Raw genomic sequence first — 14,961 nt, 5'->3', positions numbered from 1 at the left:
ACGGCTTCAAAACTTTCAGACGGCCTCTGACGGATCAGCGTGAGCAGATTTCGCTTTGGCTGAAGAAGTAGGCGATTTCGATGGCGGCGTTTTCCAAGCTGTCGGAACCGTGTACGGCGTTAACGCTCAGCGACTCGGCGAAATCCGCGCGGATGGTTCCCTCGGCAGCTTCGGCGGGGTTGGTTGCGCCCATCAGCTCGCGGTTTTTGGCGACGGCGTTTTCGCCTTCCAAAACTTGAATCATCACCGGACCGCTGGTCATAAATTCAACCAGTTCGCCGAAAAACGGGCGCTCTTTGTGAACGGCGTAAAAATCTTGCGCTTCGCGCACGCTCAAGTGTTTCATTTTGGCGGCGACAATGCGCAAGCCGTTGGTTTCAAAACGGCTGTAAATTTTGCCGATAATATTTTTGCCGACGGCGTCGGGTTTAACAATGGAAATGGTGCGTTCAATCGCCATTTGAATATCCTTTTTTGAGAATTTTTTCAGCTTGGCATTTTACCAAACTTCCGTTATTTTTGGTAAAAAGACCGTGTTACGCTTTCGTGCCCAAAGTCAGATGCGGCAGCGCCAGATAGGCTTCCGACTGCATTTCGGTCATGCGGCTGGCGGTGCGGGTAAACTCTTGGACGAAGTCGCCCTCGACATAAATGTCGTCCACAAGCACTTCGCTGGTGGCGCAGAGTTTGACGCGGAAATCGTATAAAACGTCCACCAGCCAGGTCAGGCGGCGCGCTTCGGCTTTTTCCTGCGGGGTCAGCCGTTCCAAACCCGATATGAAAATGATTTCGTAGTGTTCGGCCAAATAAAGATAATCCGCCTGCGAGCGCGGGCCGAAACACAGGGCGCGGAAATCGAACCAAACGGCGTGTTCGGTTTTGGCTTTGTGTGCGATTTCGCGGCCGTGAATAATGCTGACACCCGGATCCGGGCCGGACAGGCCGGACATTTCCTGAAACAGCGCCGCGAGCTTCTGCTCGTTTTCCTCATTGGCGGGCACGAAGAAAATCTCGGCGGGCTTCAGCGTGCGCAGGCGGTAATCTTCGCCGCCGTCCACATTCAACACCGTCAGATTGGATTCGATCAGCGCAATCGTCGGCAGGAAACTGCTGCGGTTCTGCCCCTGCGGGTAAAGTTCGGACGGTGCGTAATTTGAAGTCGCCACCAACACCACGCCCTCGGCCAGCAGATTTTCCAGCAGCCTGCCCAAAATCATCGCATCGGCAATATCGCTGACGTGAAATTCATCGAAACACAAAACGCGCGTTTCGTTGGCGATTTCCGAAGCTACAGCTTTCAGCGGATTCTCCTCGCTTTTCAGTTCTTTCAAACGCTTGTGGATTTCCGCCATAAACGCGTGGAAATGCACGCGGCGTTTGCGTTTGTAAGGCAGGCAGCCGAAAAACGCATCCATCAGAAAACTTTTGCCGCGCCCGACATCGCCGTAAAAATACAGACCTTTGGGCACTTGCGGCGAACGCAGACTGCGCCCCAAAAAGCGGTTGCGCTTACGTTTGAACATCATCAGTTCCGTCCACAAACGGTCGAGATATTCAATCGCCTGCGCCTGCGCCTTATCGCTGATAAAACCCGGTTGCTGCTTCGCCGCCTGATACCAGGTCAGCGGGCTGTGGTTGTCGAAAGCGGGCGGGACAAACTGATTTTCTCTATTGCTCATTCATTAAACCTTGTATCAAATTTGTTGTTTTACGGCTTTAATTGCATTGCGGCAGAAAGGCCGTCTGAAAATATAAATGCAGACAGAATCTGCGCATCTGCCAAACCAAACAGCCGCCATTATAAATGATTTCAGACGGCCCAAACGCCTGCGCTGATTCATAGTGAAGTAAAATAAGAAAGATACAAGACAGCAAGGCGCAGACAGTACGGGTAGTACGGGACAGATGAGCTTGGCGCTTCAGCACCTTAGTGAATCGTTCTCTTTGAGCCCAGCCGCGGCCAACGAAGCAGATTTCTTATTTTAATTCACTATATCTTTTTGATAACGACGTCATACGGGCATTGAGGGCGAGACCGTTACAAAAATCAGAATGGCCGTCTGAAATTCCCGCAGACGTCATTCCCATGCAGGCGGGAATCCATGGCAAAAAACAGGCAATATCTTGTTTTAATAGAAGTTTCAAAAAACGTGGATTCCCGCCTGCGTGGAAATGGCATCGGTTGCAGGATTAACCGTTTCAGACGGCCTTTGGGCGGACGCTTGTGATTTCTATATCTCAGTCTGTCTGAAAATACGTTCCACCCATTTAAAACACACCCCGAAAAGTTTGCCTCAAAAATAAAAACGCCGCATTGCTGCGGCGTTTTTCCTATTTCGTATTTAACGGAATTATTTTTGCAAGGCCAAGTCCACGCGTTCGCGCAACTCTTTGCCCGGTTTGAAATGTGGAACATGCTTTTCGGGCACTTCCACGCGTTCGCCGGTTTTGGGATTACGGCCGACGCGCGCCGGACGGTGGTTTAAGTCGAAGCTGCCGAAGCCGCGGATTTCAATCCGCTGACCGCGGGCAAGCGAGCGGGTCATGGTATCAACCAAAACTTTAACGCTGTATTCGACGTCCTTAGCCATCAGTTGGGTACCGTTTTTTTCGGCAAAAACTTCTGCCAAACGTACCATTAACTCAGACTTAGTCATAATTTCCGACCTTATTCTTGGTCGCCTGACAGTTTGGCTTTCAGCAGGTCACCTAGGCTGGTAGTGCCAGCGTGTGCGGTTGCTGCGGCGTTGACAGAGTTCAGTGCGTCGCGGTTTTCTTTCGCGTCTTTCGCTTTTACAGACAGACGGATGCTGCGGTTTTTACGGTCAACGGTGGCCACAACGGCTTCCACTTCATCACCTTCTTTCACAACATTACGCAGGTCTTCAACGCGTTCGCTCGACCACTCGGCAGCAGGCAGGTAGCCTTCTACTTCGTCAGACAGCGCAACAACCGCGCCTTTGGCGTCAACGGATTTCACAACGCCTTTCACCAGCGAACCTTTGTCGTTTACACTGATGAAGTTGCCGAACGGATCGCCTTCGAGCTGTTTGATGCCCAAAGAGATGCGCTCTTTGTCCACGTCGATGGCCAATACAACTGCTTCGACTTCTTCGCCTTTTTTGTATTTGCGTACGGCTTCTTCGCCCGATTCGGTCCAAGACAGGTCGGACAGGTGTACCAAGCCGTCGATATTGCCCGGCAGGCCGACGAATACGCCGAAGTCGGTAATGGATTTAACCGCGCCGGAAATTTTGTCGCCTTTGTTGTGGTTGGCGGCAAATTCTTCCCACGGATTGGCTTGGCATTGTTTCATGCCCAAAGAGATGCGGCGGCGGTCTTCGTCGATTTCCAGAATCATCACTTCGACTTCGTCGCCCAGCTGAACCACTTTGCTCGGGTGGACATTTTTGTTGGTCCAGTCCATTTCGGAAACGTGTACCAAGCCTTCGATGCCTTGTTCGATTTCAACGAATGCACCGTAATCAGTCAGGTTGGAAACTTTACCGAAGATGCGGGTACCTTGCGGGTAACGGCGGGTCAGACCGTTCCACGGATCTTCGCCCAACTGTTTCATACCCAGAGAAACACGCTGTTTGTCTTGGTCGAATTTCAATACTTTGGCTTCGACTTCCTGACCGACTTCCAACACTTCGCTCGGGTGTTTCACACGGCGCCATGCCAGGTCGGTGATGTGCAGCAGGCCGTCGATGCCGCCCAAGTCAACGAATGCACCGTAATCAGTGATGTTTTTAACGATACCTTTGACAACAGTGCCTTCCTGCAGGTTTTCCAACAGGGCTTTGCGCTCTTCGCCCAAAGTGGCTTCCAAAACGGCGCGGCGCGATACCACCACGTTGTTGCGTTTTTTATCCAATTTGATGACTTTGAATTCGATTTCTTTGCCTTCAAAGTGCGAAGTGTCTTTAACGGGACGCACGTCAACCAGCGAGCCCGGCAGGAATGCGCGAATGCTGTTGATCATCACGGTCAGGCCGCCTTTGACTTTGCCGTTGATCACGCCGGACAGGATGTCGCCGTTTTCCATCGCTTCTTCCAAAGCAAGCCAGTCGGCAGCACGTTTGGCTTTTTCGCGCGACAGTTTGGTTTCGCCGAAGCCGTTTTCGACAGATTCGATGGTTACGGTAACGAAATCACCGACTTTTACTTCAATCTCGCCCTGAGCGTTTTTGAATTCGGCAACATCAATCAGAGATTCTGATTTCAGACCTGCATTTACGGTAACGAAGTTTTGATCGATGCCGACAACTTCGGCAGTAATCACTTCACCCGGATTCATTTCCTGCAGGGTAAAGCTTTCTTCCAACAACTGGGCAAAATTTTCCATAGACATATATTCTCTTTTCGGTACACCGCCAAGGGGTGCGGGTTGGTTGCAAAATACCTGCCGCCCTTGGCGCGGCAGGTTGGAAAAATATTTCAGACGGCCTTCCCTGAAAAAACAGCAGCAGGCCGTCTGAAAAGAGACAGCGGAATTATACAGCAACCGCTAAACTTTGCTATACCAATCAAGCACTTTTTTTACCGATTCCTCGATGCTTAATTGCGTTGTATCAAGTAAGTGCGCATCAGGAAGTTGAACCAGCGGCGCAACTGCACGGCGGCGGTCGGCTTCGTCGCGCGCCTTGATGTCGGCCAGAATGCGGTCAAACGCCACGCCCTCACAAGGCAGGCCGATTTGTTTGGCACGGCGCTCGGCGCGAACCTGCGCGCTTGCCGTCAGAAAAATCTTTACCGCCGCGTTTGGAAAAATAACCGAACCGATGTCGCGCCCGTCGGCCACCAAGCCTTTATCCGTCAGAAAATCGCGCTGCCGCTGCAACAGCGCCTGACGCACCTCAGGCACCTGCGCCACCGCCGATGCGCCCATACCGATGGCTTCGGTGCGGATTTGCGCCGAAACGTCTTCGCCGTCCAAAAACACCTGCTGTCCGTCAAAGCGCGCAGGAAGCGACTCGGCCAAAGCCGCAACCGCCGCGCCGTCCGACCATTCCACGCATTTTTTCTGCGCAAACAGCGCCGTCAGGCGGTAAAGCGCGCCGGAGTCGAGATAATCGAAACCCAGCGCCGCCGCCACGCGCGAAGCCACCGTTCCCTTGCCCGATGCGCTCGGCCCGTCGATGGCGATTACTTTTTGTCGTTCTGTCATGTTTTACTTTCCGGTTTGAGTCTGCCGTCTGAAACGGCACATTTACCCGCATTATAAACAAAAGCATAAGCCCGGTGTTTGACCGGCCGGTTCTATCCGCAAAATACCGCAGGCGGAAAATTTCAGACGGCATTTTGGGCCGCCCAAACTTTTTAATCTGCTAAAAAACACTGCAACAAATCATTCAAAAACAGCAGCCCTTTTTCAGACGGCCTGAACACCGTCGGGTTGGGTTCGAGCAGCCCTTTGCGGCGGGCGGTTTCGATTTGCACCATGATTTGCGCAGTACTGATGCCGGTTCGTTCTTCGAGCAGGGCGGCTGGAACGCCGTCGGTGAGGCGCAGGGCGTTCATCATGAATTCAAACGCCAAATCACCCTCGGCAATGTTTTTGCGCTCGACAGCGGCAGCGGGGCTGTGCTGCATGGCGGCGAGGTATTCGGTCGGGTGGCGGCGGCGTACGGTGCGCCCGATGCGGTCGTGGTGTGAGATTTTGCCGTGCGCGCCCGCGCCGATGCCGAGGTAGTCGCCAAACTGCCAATAATTGAGGTTGTGGCGGCATTCTTTGCCGGCGCGGGCAAACGCGGAAGTTTCGTAGTGGCGGAAACCGGCCTGAGCCAACGCGCCGTGAACGGCGTCTTCGATGTCGAGCGCGGCATCGTCCTGCGGCAAACCCTGCGGCGGCGTGTGGCCGAAGGGCGTGTTCGGTTCCATCGTCAGATGATAGGCGCTGATGTGGCCGGCGCCCGTGGCGATGGCGGTTTGGACGTCGCTTAAGGCTGTCTGAACGGTTTGGTGCGGCAGGGCATACATCAAGTCTATGTTGACTTTTTCAAATAAATTCAAAGCAGTATCAATGGCTGCCAATGCCTCGCCGCCGTTGTGTACGCGTCCGAGCCGTTGGAGCATTTCATCGTCGAAACTCTGCACACCAATGGAGAGCCGCGTGATGCCCGCGTCTTTAAAACCTTTGAATTTTTCAATTTCAAACGTGCCCGGATTGGCTTCCAACGTGATTTCCGCGTCGGGCTGGAGCGGCAGCAGCGCGCGGATGCCGCTGAGCAGGCGCGCGATAGCGTCGGCGGAAAACAGACTGGGCGTGCCGCCGCCGATAAAGACCGTTTCGACCTTGCGCCCCCAGACGTGCGGCAGCTCGGTTTGCAGGTCGGTCAGCAGCGCGGCAACGTAATCCGCTTCGGGCAGGCCGTTTTGCAGGTTTTTCAGGCTGTGGGAATTGAAGTCGCAATACGGACATTTTTTGATGCACCACGGAATATGGATATAGAGCGATAGCGGCGGCAGAGCGCTCAGGCGGGTGGGACGGGGGAAGGTGATGGTGGTCATGGCGGTTTGGCCGGGAAAGGCCGTCTGAAAACAGTTAATAATCGTGATTCGGTATTTTGCCGGTTCGGCGGGAAGGCGCAGCTTGCAGTATTATTTTACGCTGCTGTTTTTCCCGGTCGTCTGAACGGGATAAACCAGCAGCAGCGGGTTGGCTCTAATCTGCACCCACAGGCTTTTCAGCAGTTTGCCGATGCTGCCGATTTCGGTGCCGCGCGAACGCAGGGCGACGTAGAGGGCGAGGTGGAAGCTGACAATGAGGTTGACCAGCCCGATGGTGAGTACGCCGGCCATGCCGTAGAGGAAGGCGGTAAAGCCGATGTGGCTGCTGACGGCGGCGTAGCCTAAGTTGGCGGAGGAGAAGGCGACGTGGCGGATGTCGAGCGGCAGGCCGAGGGCGTGGCCGAGCCAGCCGGTCATGCCCAAGAGCATGCCGAAGATGAAGTTGCCGGCGAGCGAGCCGTAGTGGGCGTGAATGTAAGCGGCAAAGACGCGGCGGATTTTGGTCGGCAGGATTTTGCGCAAAAGCGGGTTGACGGTCAGGCGGTTGCGCAGGTCGAGGTAGTCGGCGCGGTTATCGAAAAAGCCGGCGATGATGCCGGAGCAAAACAGCCAGACGCCGGCAATGGCAGCATACCAGAGGGTAGGGCGGGTCAGGAGTTCGACCGATTCGAGCTGGTAAGCGCTGTCGGCGGCGGAGAGCAGCGGCGCGTGGAATGTGTGGGCGTAGGCGGCGGAAACGATGCCGGCGACAAGTATCGCCAAGCTGACGTTGCCGAACACGGCGACGCTTTGCGAACGGCTTACATCGATGAGGAGTTTGGCGAGTTTGTTGTCCACGGCGCGGCCGCGTTCGTTCAAATCGACCTGTTCGGCAAAACTGGCGGCAGTCATGGCGGGCTGTTTGGTGGCGACGGTCATGTGCAGAACGTGAATCAGCATGAAGCCGAAGCCGTAGTTCAAACCCGCGAGCAGGGAGGTGGCAAATTCGCTGTAACCCAAAGCGCCGATGTGGATTTTGTGCAAGGCCATCAGGGCGATGACTACGCCGCCGCCCGCGGCGGAATAGAGCATATTCCAGTATTCTTTGCGGGTGCGGGTGATGTAGTGGCCGCCGTGGTGGCTTTTGTTTTCGGTGATGCTGCGGGCGAGCATTTTGATGCTGCTTTTGCGCAACTCGCGCGTGCTGTGCTGTTTGACGGCGGCGTCAACCATGCCGCCCAGCAGCGTGATGGAAAAGCGGCGGCGCTGGGCGGGCCGGTTTTGGATACGGATGAGGATTTTCAGACGGCCTAAGGTTTGTTGCAGGCGTTCCAAAAGGTGGGCGACTTTGACCGACGAACCAGAGCCTGCGCCCGTACCCCTGCGGCGCAGGTGATCGACTTGGGTTTGGCATTGGTCGAACATCACTTCCAGATGCGCGGCATCATACGGATGGTCGTGTTCGCGGCTGTGTTCGACCAGTTTCGACACCTCGCGTTGCAGCGCGATAAAGGCCGAATCGGTTTCCAAAATGCGTGGCTCAAGGCGGATAAGCTCGGGTTCGAGCGCCTCGGCGGCAATCCAGACGGATAAAAGTTCCATCGCCCTCAAGCGCGCTTCGCCGATATGGCGCGAGGCCGTCTGAACCAGCGCGGGTTCGGTGTTCCGGCAAATCAGGCGGTAGCATTTCAGCCATTGGCGCAGGGAAATGCCTCCCAGCCATTTTTCGTCGTTTCCGCTGTGGAAAAGATAGAGAAACACTTCGCGCAGATTGCCGAAATCCTTGTAAGACGGGCTGAAACGCTCGTAAATGCGCACGGCGGTTTCACGCAGAAAACTGTCGCGCGAGAAAATGCCGAGTTTCACCAGCGCGGGCACGGTGTGAACTTCCGCCAGCCAAGCATGGAAACGGTTGCCGAAACGGCGGCATAAGGCTTTGTCGCGCTGCAAAACCTCAATGAAGCGGTCGAAACGGGCAAACGCGTTTTTCCGTCCGCCGCGGCGCAAAAAGCAGACCAACGCGTTCAACACCAACACAAAATCGGTGTCGTCGATGTGTTGGTCGAGCAGGGCAGGAAGGTTTTTCGGCGTGATTCTGTGCATGGTGTGGGGTGTTTTTTAGGAGCGGAAATAGGGGAAGGCCGTCTGAAAACCGCATTTTCAGACGGCCTTGGGTTTTAACGGAACACTTAGTTCAAACTGTCCAGCCAGCGTTCCGCATCCAAAGCGGCTTGGCAGCCGGAAGCCGCGCTGGTGATGGCTTGGCGGTAGGTGTGGTCTTTCACGTCGCCCGCCGCCCAAACGCCTTCGATGTTGGTCGCGCCGACGTTGTCGCCCGTGCCGCCTTTGGTTTTCAGGTAGCCGGTTTCGTCCATATCGAGCTGGCCTTTGAAAATGTCGGTGTTCGGTTTGTGTCCGATGGCGATAAACACGCCTTTTACGGCGATGTCTTCGCTTGTGCCGTCGTTAAACTTCAGGCGCGCGCCGGTTACGCCGCTGTCGTCGCCCAAAACTTCTTCGAGCGCGGCGTTTAATTTCAGCACGATTTTGCCTTCTTCCACGCGCTTCATCAGTTTTTCGACCATGATTTTTTCCGCGCGGAACGTGTCGCGGCGGTGGATTAGGGTGACGGTGTTGGCGATGTTGGCGAGATAAAGCGCTTCCTCCACCGCCGTATTGCCGCCGCCGACTACAGCAACATCTTGTTTTTTATAGAAAAAACCGTCACAGGTCGCGCAGGCCGACACGCCTTTGCCGGCAAAGGTTTCTTCAGACGGCAAACCCAGATATTTGGCCGACGCGCCCGTGGCGACAATCAGCGCGTCGCAAGTGTATTCGCCCATGTCGCCTTTGAGGGTAAACGGGCGGTTTTGCAGATCGACGGTATGGATTTGGTCGAACACCATTTCCGTGCCGAAACGCTCTGCATGCGCCAGAAAACGCGCCATCAATTCAGGGCCTTGCACGCCCTCGGCATCGGCCGGCCAGTTATCGACTTCGGTGGTCGTCATCAGCTGCCCGCCCTGTTCGATGCCGGTGATGATCACCGGATTCAGATTCGCGCGCGCGGCGTAAACGGCGGCGGTATAGCCGGCGGGGCCGGAGCCTAAAATGATGAGTTTGTGGTGTTTGCTCATGGGGATTCCTTCATTTGAAAACGGGATTTCAGACGGCATGGCTTTTCAGGCCGTCTGAAAAGCGGTGTAGGAAAGACGTTTGCCGTCAAAAAATCCAACAAACGGAATATACGCCTCAGGCCGTCTGAAATTCAGACGGCCTCTGTTATGCGCTTAACGTCTGCGGCCGAACCCGCGACCGAATCCGCTGCGGCGGACAGTCGCCGGACGGCGGTAGTTTGACGGCGCGTTTTGGGTTTGGCGGTATTGCGGATTGCCGGCGGCGGCGCGGTTTTGCGCAGGAACGGTACGGGTGTTGAGCTGCTGCGTCGTGCGCGCATTCGGGCGGGCGGTTTGGTAGTAGCTGTTGCGCGCGCGTTGGGCGATCGGGCTGTTTTGGTTTTTCGCCTGGGTGAATTTGTTGGCCAAAGCGTTGCCGATAAACGCGCCCGCAGCCGCGCCGACAAGGCTTTGCAACAGCCAGCTTCCGCTGGACTGGTCGTAGATATACTGCTGGCCGTCGCTGCCGGTTACGGGCTGGCCGTTGCCGTTGTTGGCAAGCGCTTCGGCGGGAATGGTATCTTTGACCGCGCTGGCAGCGAGCTGGTAAACGGTGTTGTCCTGCGCGGCAGCGGCGCCTTGTTGGGCAAGCTGTTGCTGCAAAGCTTCAATCTGCTTCTGCTGCTGCTCGAGCTGGGCTTGCGTATTGTCTTTGCACGCGGCAAGCGCAAAAGCGGTTACGGCGGCTAAGGCAAGGATTTTTTTCATTGTTTATCCTGTCGGGGTGGTTGGAAGGTAGTCAGCGCTCTATATGGTGCGGATTGGGAATTTATCAAGCGTGTTTGCGGGCGGATTTACGGGTTTGTCGGTTTTTCAGACGGCAAAGGGCAGGTTTGCGGCAAACGCACGGCTGTTTTCGACCAGACTGCCGATGTTTTCCGCATGGCGGCAGCTTTCGATAATCAGCAGGTTGGCCGGCCGGCCGGCGTTGAGGCTCATGCGGATTTCGGCGGGGGCAAACGGCAGGCCGTGGCGCTGCGCAAATTCGCGGGCGCGGCGGTTGGCGGTGTTGAGCATGGGAACGAGCGTAATGTCGAGATGGAAGCGGCGTGCGCCCAATACTAAAATGCGGGCGGCGAAAAAATCGGCTTCTTCGGTAAAGACGCCGGGGCTGCGGCTGCCGAAATCGTGGCGGGCGGCGGCAATCAAGGTGGCAACAGTGCGGATTTGCGGAATAAGCGCCTCGCTGAGCGCAGGATGCGGCGTATCGGGCAGGGCGGCACCACACAAATCGGAGCGGTGGGCGTTGCCGTCGACAATCAGGGCAAAGCGGTGCAGCGCTTCGGGTTTGAGGACGGGGGCGGCAGGGAGGCGTCGGGCGGCGGTTTTCATGTGATTGCTCCTTGTTTTTAGTGTGTCGGGTCGGGGAGGCGGTTTCAGACAGCAATCGCACAAATACAAAAAACCGCCTGAAAAAATCGGCGGCTCTGTTTCGCATCTGCTTCAAACGTCTGTATTCTCAGACAAGCGCAAAAAAGTACCGCACTTTTGTGGGGTACCAATAATAATAAGCAGACGGGCGGAAACGGGTGTTCATGATTTCATCAAACGGTTTGGTTGACGGATGCGGGTTAGTCTAAAACAAGAAATCGGGCACATTCAAGCCTTGCGCGGAAAATTTTGCCGAATTGTTAATAATATATTGAAATGTATAAATATTATTTTTCTTTCTGTATGGTTGTGTACACAATATGCCGTCTGAAAACAACTGCGGCATTTTCTGCCGCCCGTGCCGTCTGAAAACCGCTATAATGCCTCCATGAAATTGATTACCTCCGTCCAAAACAGCCAAATCAAACACCTCGGCAAACTGCTCTCCCAAGCCAAAGCGCGGCGGGAGGGCGGGCAGGCCGTGCTGGAGGGAGTGCACCTTTTAGACGCCTGCCTTCGGGCAGGGATTGTTCCCGAGCAGGTTTACCTGCCCGAGGCCAAAACCGCCAATCGTGAAATCCGCAGGCTGGCCGGTAAACTGCCCGAATCATTGCTGACGCAGGTTTCAGACGGCCTTTTGGCCAAAGCCGGCAGCCTGACCGACGGCGACGAAATCATGACGCTGGTAAAGATTCCGAAACCCGGCAATCTACCGCAAACGGGCGACTGCGTGATACTCGACCGCCTGCAAGATCCGGGTAATGTCGGCACCATACTGCGCAGCGCCGCGGCGGCGGGCGTCCGGCAAATCGTCTTGGGGCGCGGTTGCGCCGACGTCTGGTCGCCGAAAGTATTGCGCGCGGGCATGGGGGCGCATTTCCTGTTGGCACTTCATACCGATGTCGATCTTGCCGATTGGCGGCAGCATTACCGCGCGCCCGTTTGGGCCACGGCTTTGGACAGCGGCAATCCGCAGAATCTCTATGAAATGAAGCTCACCGCGCCCGCCGCGTGGATTTTCGGCAACGAAGGCAGCGGCGTGGATGCTGCGCTGATTGCCGCCGCCGACGGCTGTGTGCGCATTCCCATGCTCGGGCAGACCGAATCGCTCAACGCCGCAATGGCCGCGACGGTTTGCCTGTTTGAACAGATGCGCCAGCGCATTCAGGCCGTCTGAAAATATTAAAACACTTTAAAATCAAGGATTGATCATGCAAATTCCAACCTTCGACCAAACTGCGCGCACGCGCCTGATGGCGCTCTTGGACGAAAAATCGCTGGAACACAACACCATGCGCTGCGACGAAGTGCAGGCGTTTATGACCGCGCTTTTGAGCGGTCCCGACGCCTTAAATCCCAACGACTGGTTGCCCGAAGTATTGGGCGACGAATCGTTGTTCGATGCCAAAGAGCGCAGCGAAGTCGAACGTCTCGTCATCGCGCTGGCCACCGATATGCGCAGCAAACTCCAAGCGAAAATGCTGCCCGATTTGTGGCTTTACGAAGACGATGCGGGCAATCCCGATTTCTACACCTGGTGCAACGCCTATCTCTACGCGCTCGACGTCGTGCCGACCGACTGGTTTGAAACCATTGCCCAAGAAGAATTTGAAGATTTGTTTTACCCGATTATGGCGCTGGGCGGCATTTACGACGAAGAACAAAACGGCGAAGTCATCCTGCACCTGACCGAAAGCGAACTGACCGAACTCGAATCCGAACTGCCGCACGTTTTGCTCGACATCTATTTCTATTGGCAGGCCGTCATCAACAAACCGCAAACCTACTGCCGCAAAGCCGCAAAAATCGGCCGCAACGATCCTTGCCCGTGCGGCAGCGGCAAGAAATACAAAGCCTGCTGCGGCAAGCTGCTGTGAATTTTTCAGACGGCCTTCTGCGTTTAAAACCGAAACGTCCGGGCAGGCCGGATGCAGGGCGGGGTTGATACCCGCCCGTATTTTTTAGTCAAACCGCCGTTCCGACAGAGAAAAGCGACAGTCATGCAAGATCCCGAACATTTTTATCTCAGTCCCGCCGCCGCTGCGACGCGTTTTATCGAAAACTTTGCCCCCGACGTGGCGGGTGTGGCGTCGCCGTTTGTCGTGCAGCTTTTCAATGCGCTGCAAAACGGGCATTCGTTTGTCCGCATCAGCGATGGCGATGCGGCGGCGTTGCGGCGTTGCGGCGGGTTGGTCGGCGGCGCGGGTTCGCCTTTGGTTTTGGCGGGCAACCGTTTGTTTTTAGGACGGCTTTGGCAGCTCGAGCAGGATTTGGCGGCAGAAATCAAACGGCTGGCCGAAGCGCCTGCGCCGGAAGTGGATTGGATGCAGACGGCGCAAAACCTGCAAAACTGGTTTGCAGACAAGGGTAGCGAAGGGCAGCGCGATGCGGCGGCGCTGGCGTTGATCAAGCCGTTTATGCTGATTACGGGCGGGCCGGGTACAGGCAAGACGACGACGGTGGCGAAACTGCTGGGTTTGGTGTGCGCCAATTCGGCCAAGCTGCCGCGCATCGCGCTGGCGGCGCCGACGGGCAAGGCGGCGGCGCATATGGCGCGGGCGCTGCATCAGGCGCTGGAAAAATTCGAGATGCCGTCTGAAACCAAAACGCATCTGGCGGCTCTGGAAGGCAAAACGGTGCACCGCCTGCTGAAGCTGCGCCCGCCGCAGATGCGGCCGGCGTTTGATGCGCAAAATCCGCTGCCGCTGGATATGCTGGTGGTTGATGAGGCGTCGATGCTGGACGTTTCGCTGCTTTTGGATTTGCTGCGCGCGGTGCCGACGGGCTGCCGCCTGGTGTTTCTCGGCGATCCGTTCCAACTGCCCTCGGTGGGCGTGGGCGCAGTGTTGGCGGCGCTGGCGCGGGAAACGGTGTTGGACGCCGAAACCGACCGCCGTTTGCGCGAATATCTGCCCGAACACGGTTTTCAGACGGCCGGACATCCGCCCGCGCTGGCGCAAAATACCGCTGCGCTGACCGTCAGCCACCGTTTCGGCGCCGACAGCGGCATCGGCTGCCTCGCACGCGCGGTGGTGGCGGGGCAGAGCGAAGAAGCATGGGCGCAGTTCGACAAATTTCCCGAGCATTTGGCGGTGATGGCGGGTACGCCCAAACAGCAGGCGGCGCTGCTTTACCGCAAACACGCGGCCTATTGGCGGGCGGTGGACGCCGGAGATGTTCAGACGGCCTTCAAACACGCGGCGGACGTGGTCGTACTCGCGGCGTGGCGCAAAGACGCGGCGGCGTTCAACGAAGCCTATCTCAACCGCCTGATGCTGGAAAAACGCGCCCGCGCGGATGTGCCGTGGTATGCGGGGCAGATGCTGATGGTGACGCGCAACGATTACGGGCTGGATCTGTTTAACGGCGACATCGGCCTGATGATGCCCAATGCGGATTCAGACGGCCTCGCGGCGTATTTCAAGGTTTCAGACGGCCTGAAAAAAATCCCCGTCAGCCGCCTGCCGCCGTATGAACCGGCGTTTGCGATGACGGTGCACAAAAGCCAGGGTTCGGAATACGGCGAGGTCTGGCTGCTGCCGCCATCGGGCGGCGCACCGGCGGCGGATACGGACGAAGACGATGTTTTGTCGGGGCTGAACAACGCGCTGCTCTATACCGCGATTACCCGCGCGCGGGAGAAATTTGTGTTTTGGGGCGGGAAAAACGAGTGGACGGCGGCGGTTGAGACGCGCAAAAAGCGGCAGACGGCGCTGGCGGATATGATTGGGGATTGTTTTAAAGGAAATTAAATTTCAGACGGCCGGGTTAAGGCAGACCGTAAAAGTAGTTTTGCATAAATATCGGCACAAAACGGCATGGGCGCAGGAAGCGGGAATTGACTTCGGTCAAACCTCCTGCGTTCTTTTTTAATTCTTGTAAAATTTTCTTGACGCAATCTGTCTGGCTACATAGGATTGCC

13 protein-coding genes are annotated in these 14,961 nt (G+C 56.2%); 3 read left to right on the top strand and 10 right to left on the bottom strand.

Going from position 1 to position 14,961, the window contains the following annotated elements; all coding sequences use genetic code 11:
- Positions 1 to 34 precede the first annotated feature (34 nt).
- The 10 genes from ndk to BG910_RS11830 all read right to left on the bottom strand — a co-directional run bounded on the left by ndk (position 35) and on the right by BG910_RS11830 (position 11,000).
- Positions 35 to 460 carry a nucleoside-diphosphate kinase gene (ndk, locus tag BG910_RS11875; RefSeq protein ID WP_089037027.1) on the bottom strand — a complete coding sequence of 142 codons (426 nt, stop codon included), beginning with the start codon at positions 458 to 460 and terminating at the stop codon, positions 35 to 37.
- Between the two features lie 76 nt (positions 461 to 536).
- The gene (zapE, locus tag BG910_RS11870) at positions 537 to 1,679 is read right to left on the bottom strand and encodes a cell division protein ZapE (RefSeq protein ID WP_089037026.1); all 1,143 of its coding nucleotides are present in this window, start codon (positions 1,677 to 1,679) and stop codon (positions 537 to 539) included.
- A 672-nt stretch (positions 1,680 to 2,351) separates the two neighbouring features.
- Positions 2,352 to 2,657 (bottom strand): integration host factor subunit beta, encoded by a 306-nt coding sequence (locus BG910_RS11865; protein WP_089037025.1) that lies wholly within the window; start codon positions 2,655 to 2,657, stop codon positions 2,352 to 2,354.
- A gap of 11 nt (positions 2,658 to 2,668) precedes the next feature.
- Positions 2,669 to 4,354: a 30S ribosomal protein S1 gene (gene rpsA, locus BG910_RS11860; protein WP_089037268.1), complete on the bottom strand. Its 1,686-nt coding sequence runs from the start codon at positions 4,352 to 4,354 to the stop codon at positions 2,669 to 2,671.
- Positions 4,355 to 4,510: 156 nt separating this feature from the next.
- Positions 4,511 to 5,170, bottom strand: a complete 660-nt coding sequence (gene cmk / locus BG910_RS11855) for a (d)CMP kinase (RefSeq protein WP_089037024.1) — start codon at positions 5,168 to 5,170, stop codon at positions 4,511 to 4,513.
- Positions 5,171 to 5,322: 152 nt separating this feature from the next.
- Positions 5,323 to 6,513 carry a radical SAM family heme chaperone HemW gene (gene hemW / locus BG910_RS11850; protein ID WP_089037023.1) on the bottom strand — a complete coding sequence of 397 codons (1,191 nt, stop codon included), beginning with the start codon at positions 6,511 to 6,513 and terminating at the stop codon, positions 5,323 to 5,325.
- Between the two features lie 90 nt (positions 6,514 to 6,603).
- A complete protein-coding gene (locus BG910_RS11845) occupies positions 6,604 to 8,595 on the bottom strand; it encodes a site-specific recombinase (protein WP_089037022.1) in 1,992 nt (663 codons plus the stop codon).
- Positions 8,596 to 8,681: 86 nt separating this feature from the next.
- Positions 8,682 to 9,629 (bottom strand): thioredoxin-disulfide reductase, encoded by a 948-nt coding sequence (gene trxB, locus BG910_RS11840; protein WP_089037021.1) that lies wholly within the window; start codon positions 9,627 to 9,629, stop codon positions 8,682 to 8,684.
- A 153-nt stretch (positions 9,630 to 9,782) separates the two neighbouring features.
- The gene (locus tag BG910_RS11835; RefSeq protein ID WP_089037020.1) at positions 9,783 to 10,376 is read right to left on the bottom strand and encodes a hypothetical protein; all 594 of its coding nucleotides are present in this window, start codon (positions 10,374 to 10,376) and stop codon (positions 9,783 to 9,785) included.
- A gap of 105 nt (positions 10,377 to 10,481) precedes the next feature.
- Positions 10,482 to 11,000 carry a hypothetical protein gene (locus BG910_RS11830; RefSeq protein WP_089037019.1) on the bottom strand — a complete coding sequence of 173 codons (519 nt, stop codon included), beginning with the start codon at positions 10,998 to 11,000 and terminating at the stop codon, positions 10,482 to 10,484.
- Positions 11,001 to 11,427: 427 nt separating this feature from the next.
- Here BG910_RS11830 and BG910_RS11825 point away from each other — a divergent pair, with 427 nt between their 5' ends.
- The 3 genes from BG910_RS11825 to recD all read left to right on the top strand — a co-directional run bounded on the left by BG910_RS11825 (position 11,428) and on the right by recD (position 14,791).
- On the top strand, positions 11,428 to 12,216 hold the full coding sequence (locus BG910_RS11825) for a TrmH family RNA methyltransferase (RefSeq protein WP_089037018.1): 789 nt from the start codon (positions 11,428 to 11,430) through the stop codon (positions 12,214 to 12,216).
- A gap of 34 nt (positions 12,217 to 12,250) precedes the next feature.
- Positions 12,251 to 12,916: a YecA family protein gene (locus BG910_RS11820; RefSeq protein ID WP_089037017.1), complete on the top strand. Its 666-nt coding sequence runs from the start codon at positions 12,251 to 12,253 to the stop codon at positions 12,914 to 12,916.
- Positions 12,917 to 13,039: 123 nt separating this feature from the next.
- Positions 13,040 to 14,791 (top strand): exodeoxyribonuclease V subunit alpha, encoded by a 1,752-nt coding sequence (gene recD / locus BG910_RS11815; RefSeq protein ID WP_089037267.1) that lies wholly within the window; start codon positions 13,040 to 13,042, stop codon positions 14,789 to 14,791.
- Positions 14,792 to 14,961 lie beyond the last annotated feature (170 nt).

Source organism: Neisseria chenwenguii, from assembly GCF_002216145.1.
Lineage (GTDB): Bacteria > Pseudomonadota > Gammaproteobacteria > Burkholderiales > Neisseriaceae > Neisseria > Neisseria chenwenguii.
Note: the sequence above shows the minus strand (reverse complement) of the source record. Positions and strands in the feature narration are given on the sequence as shown.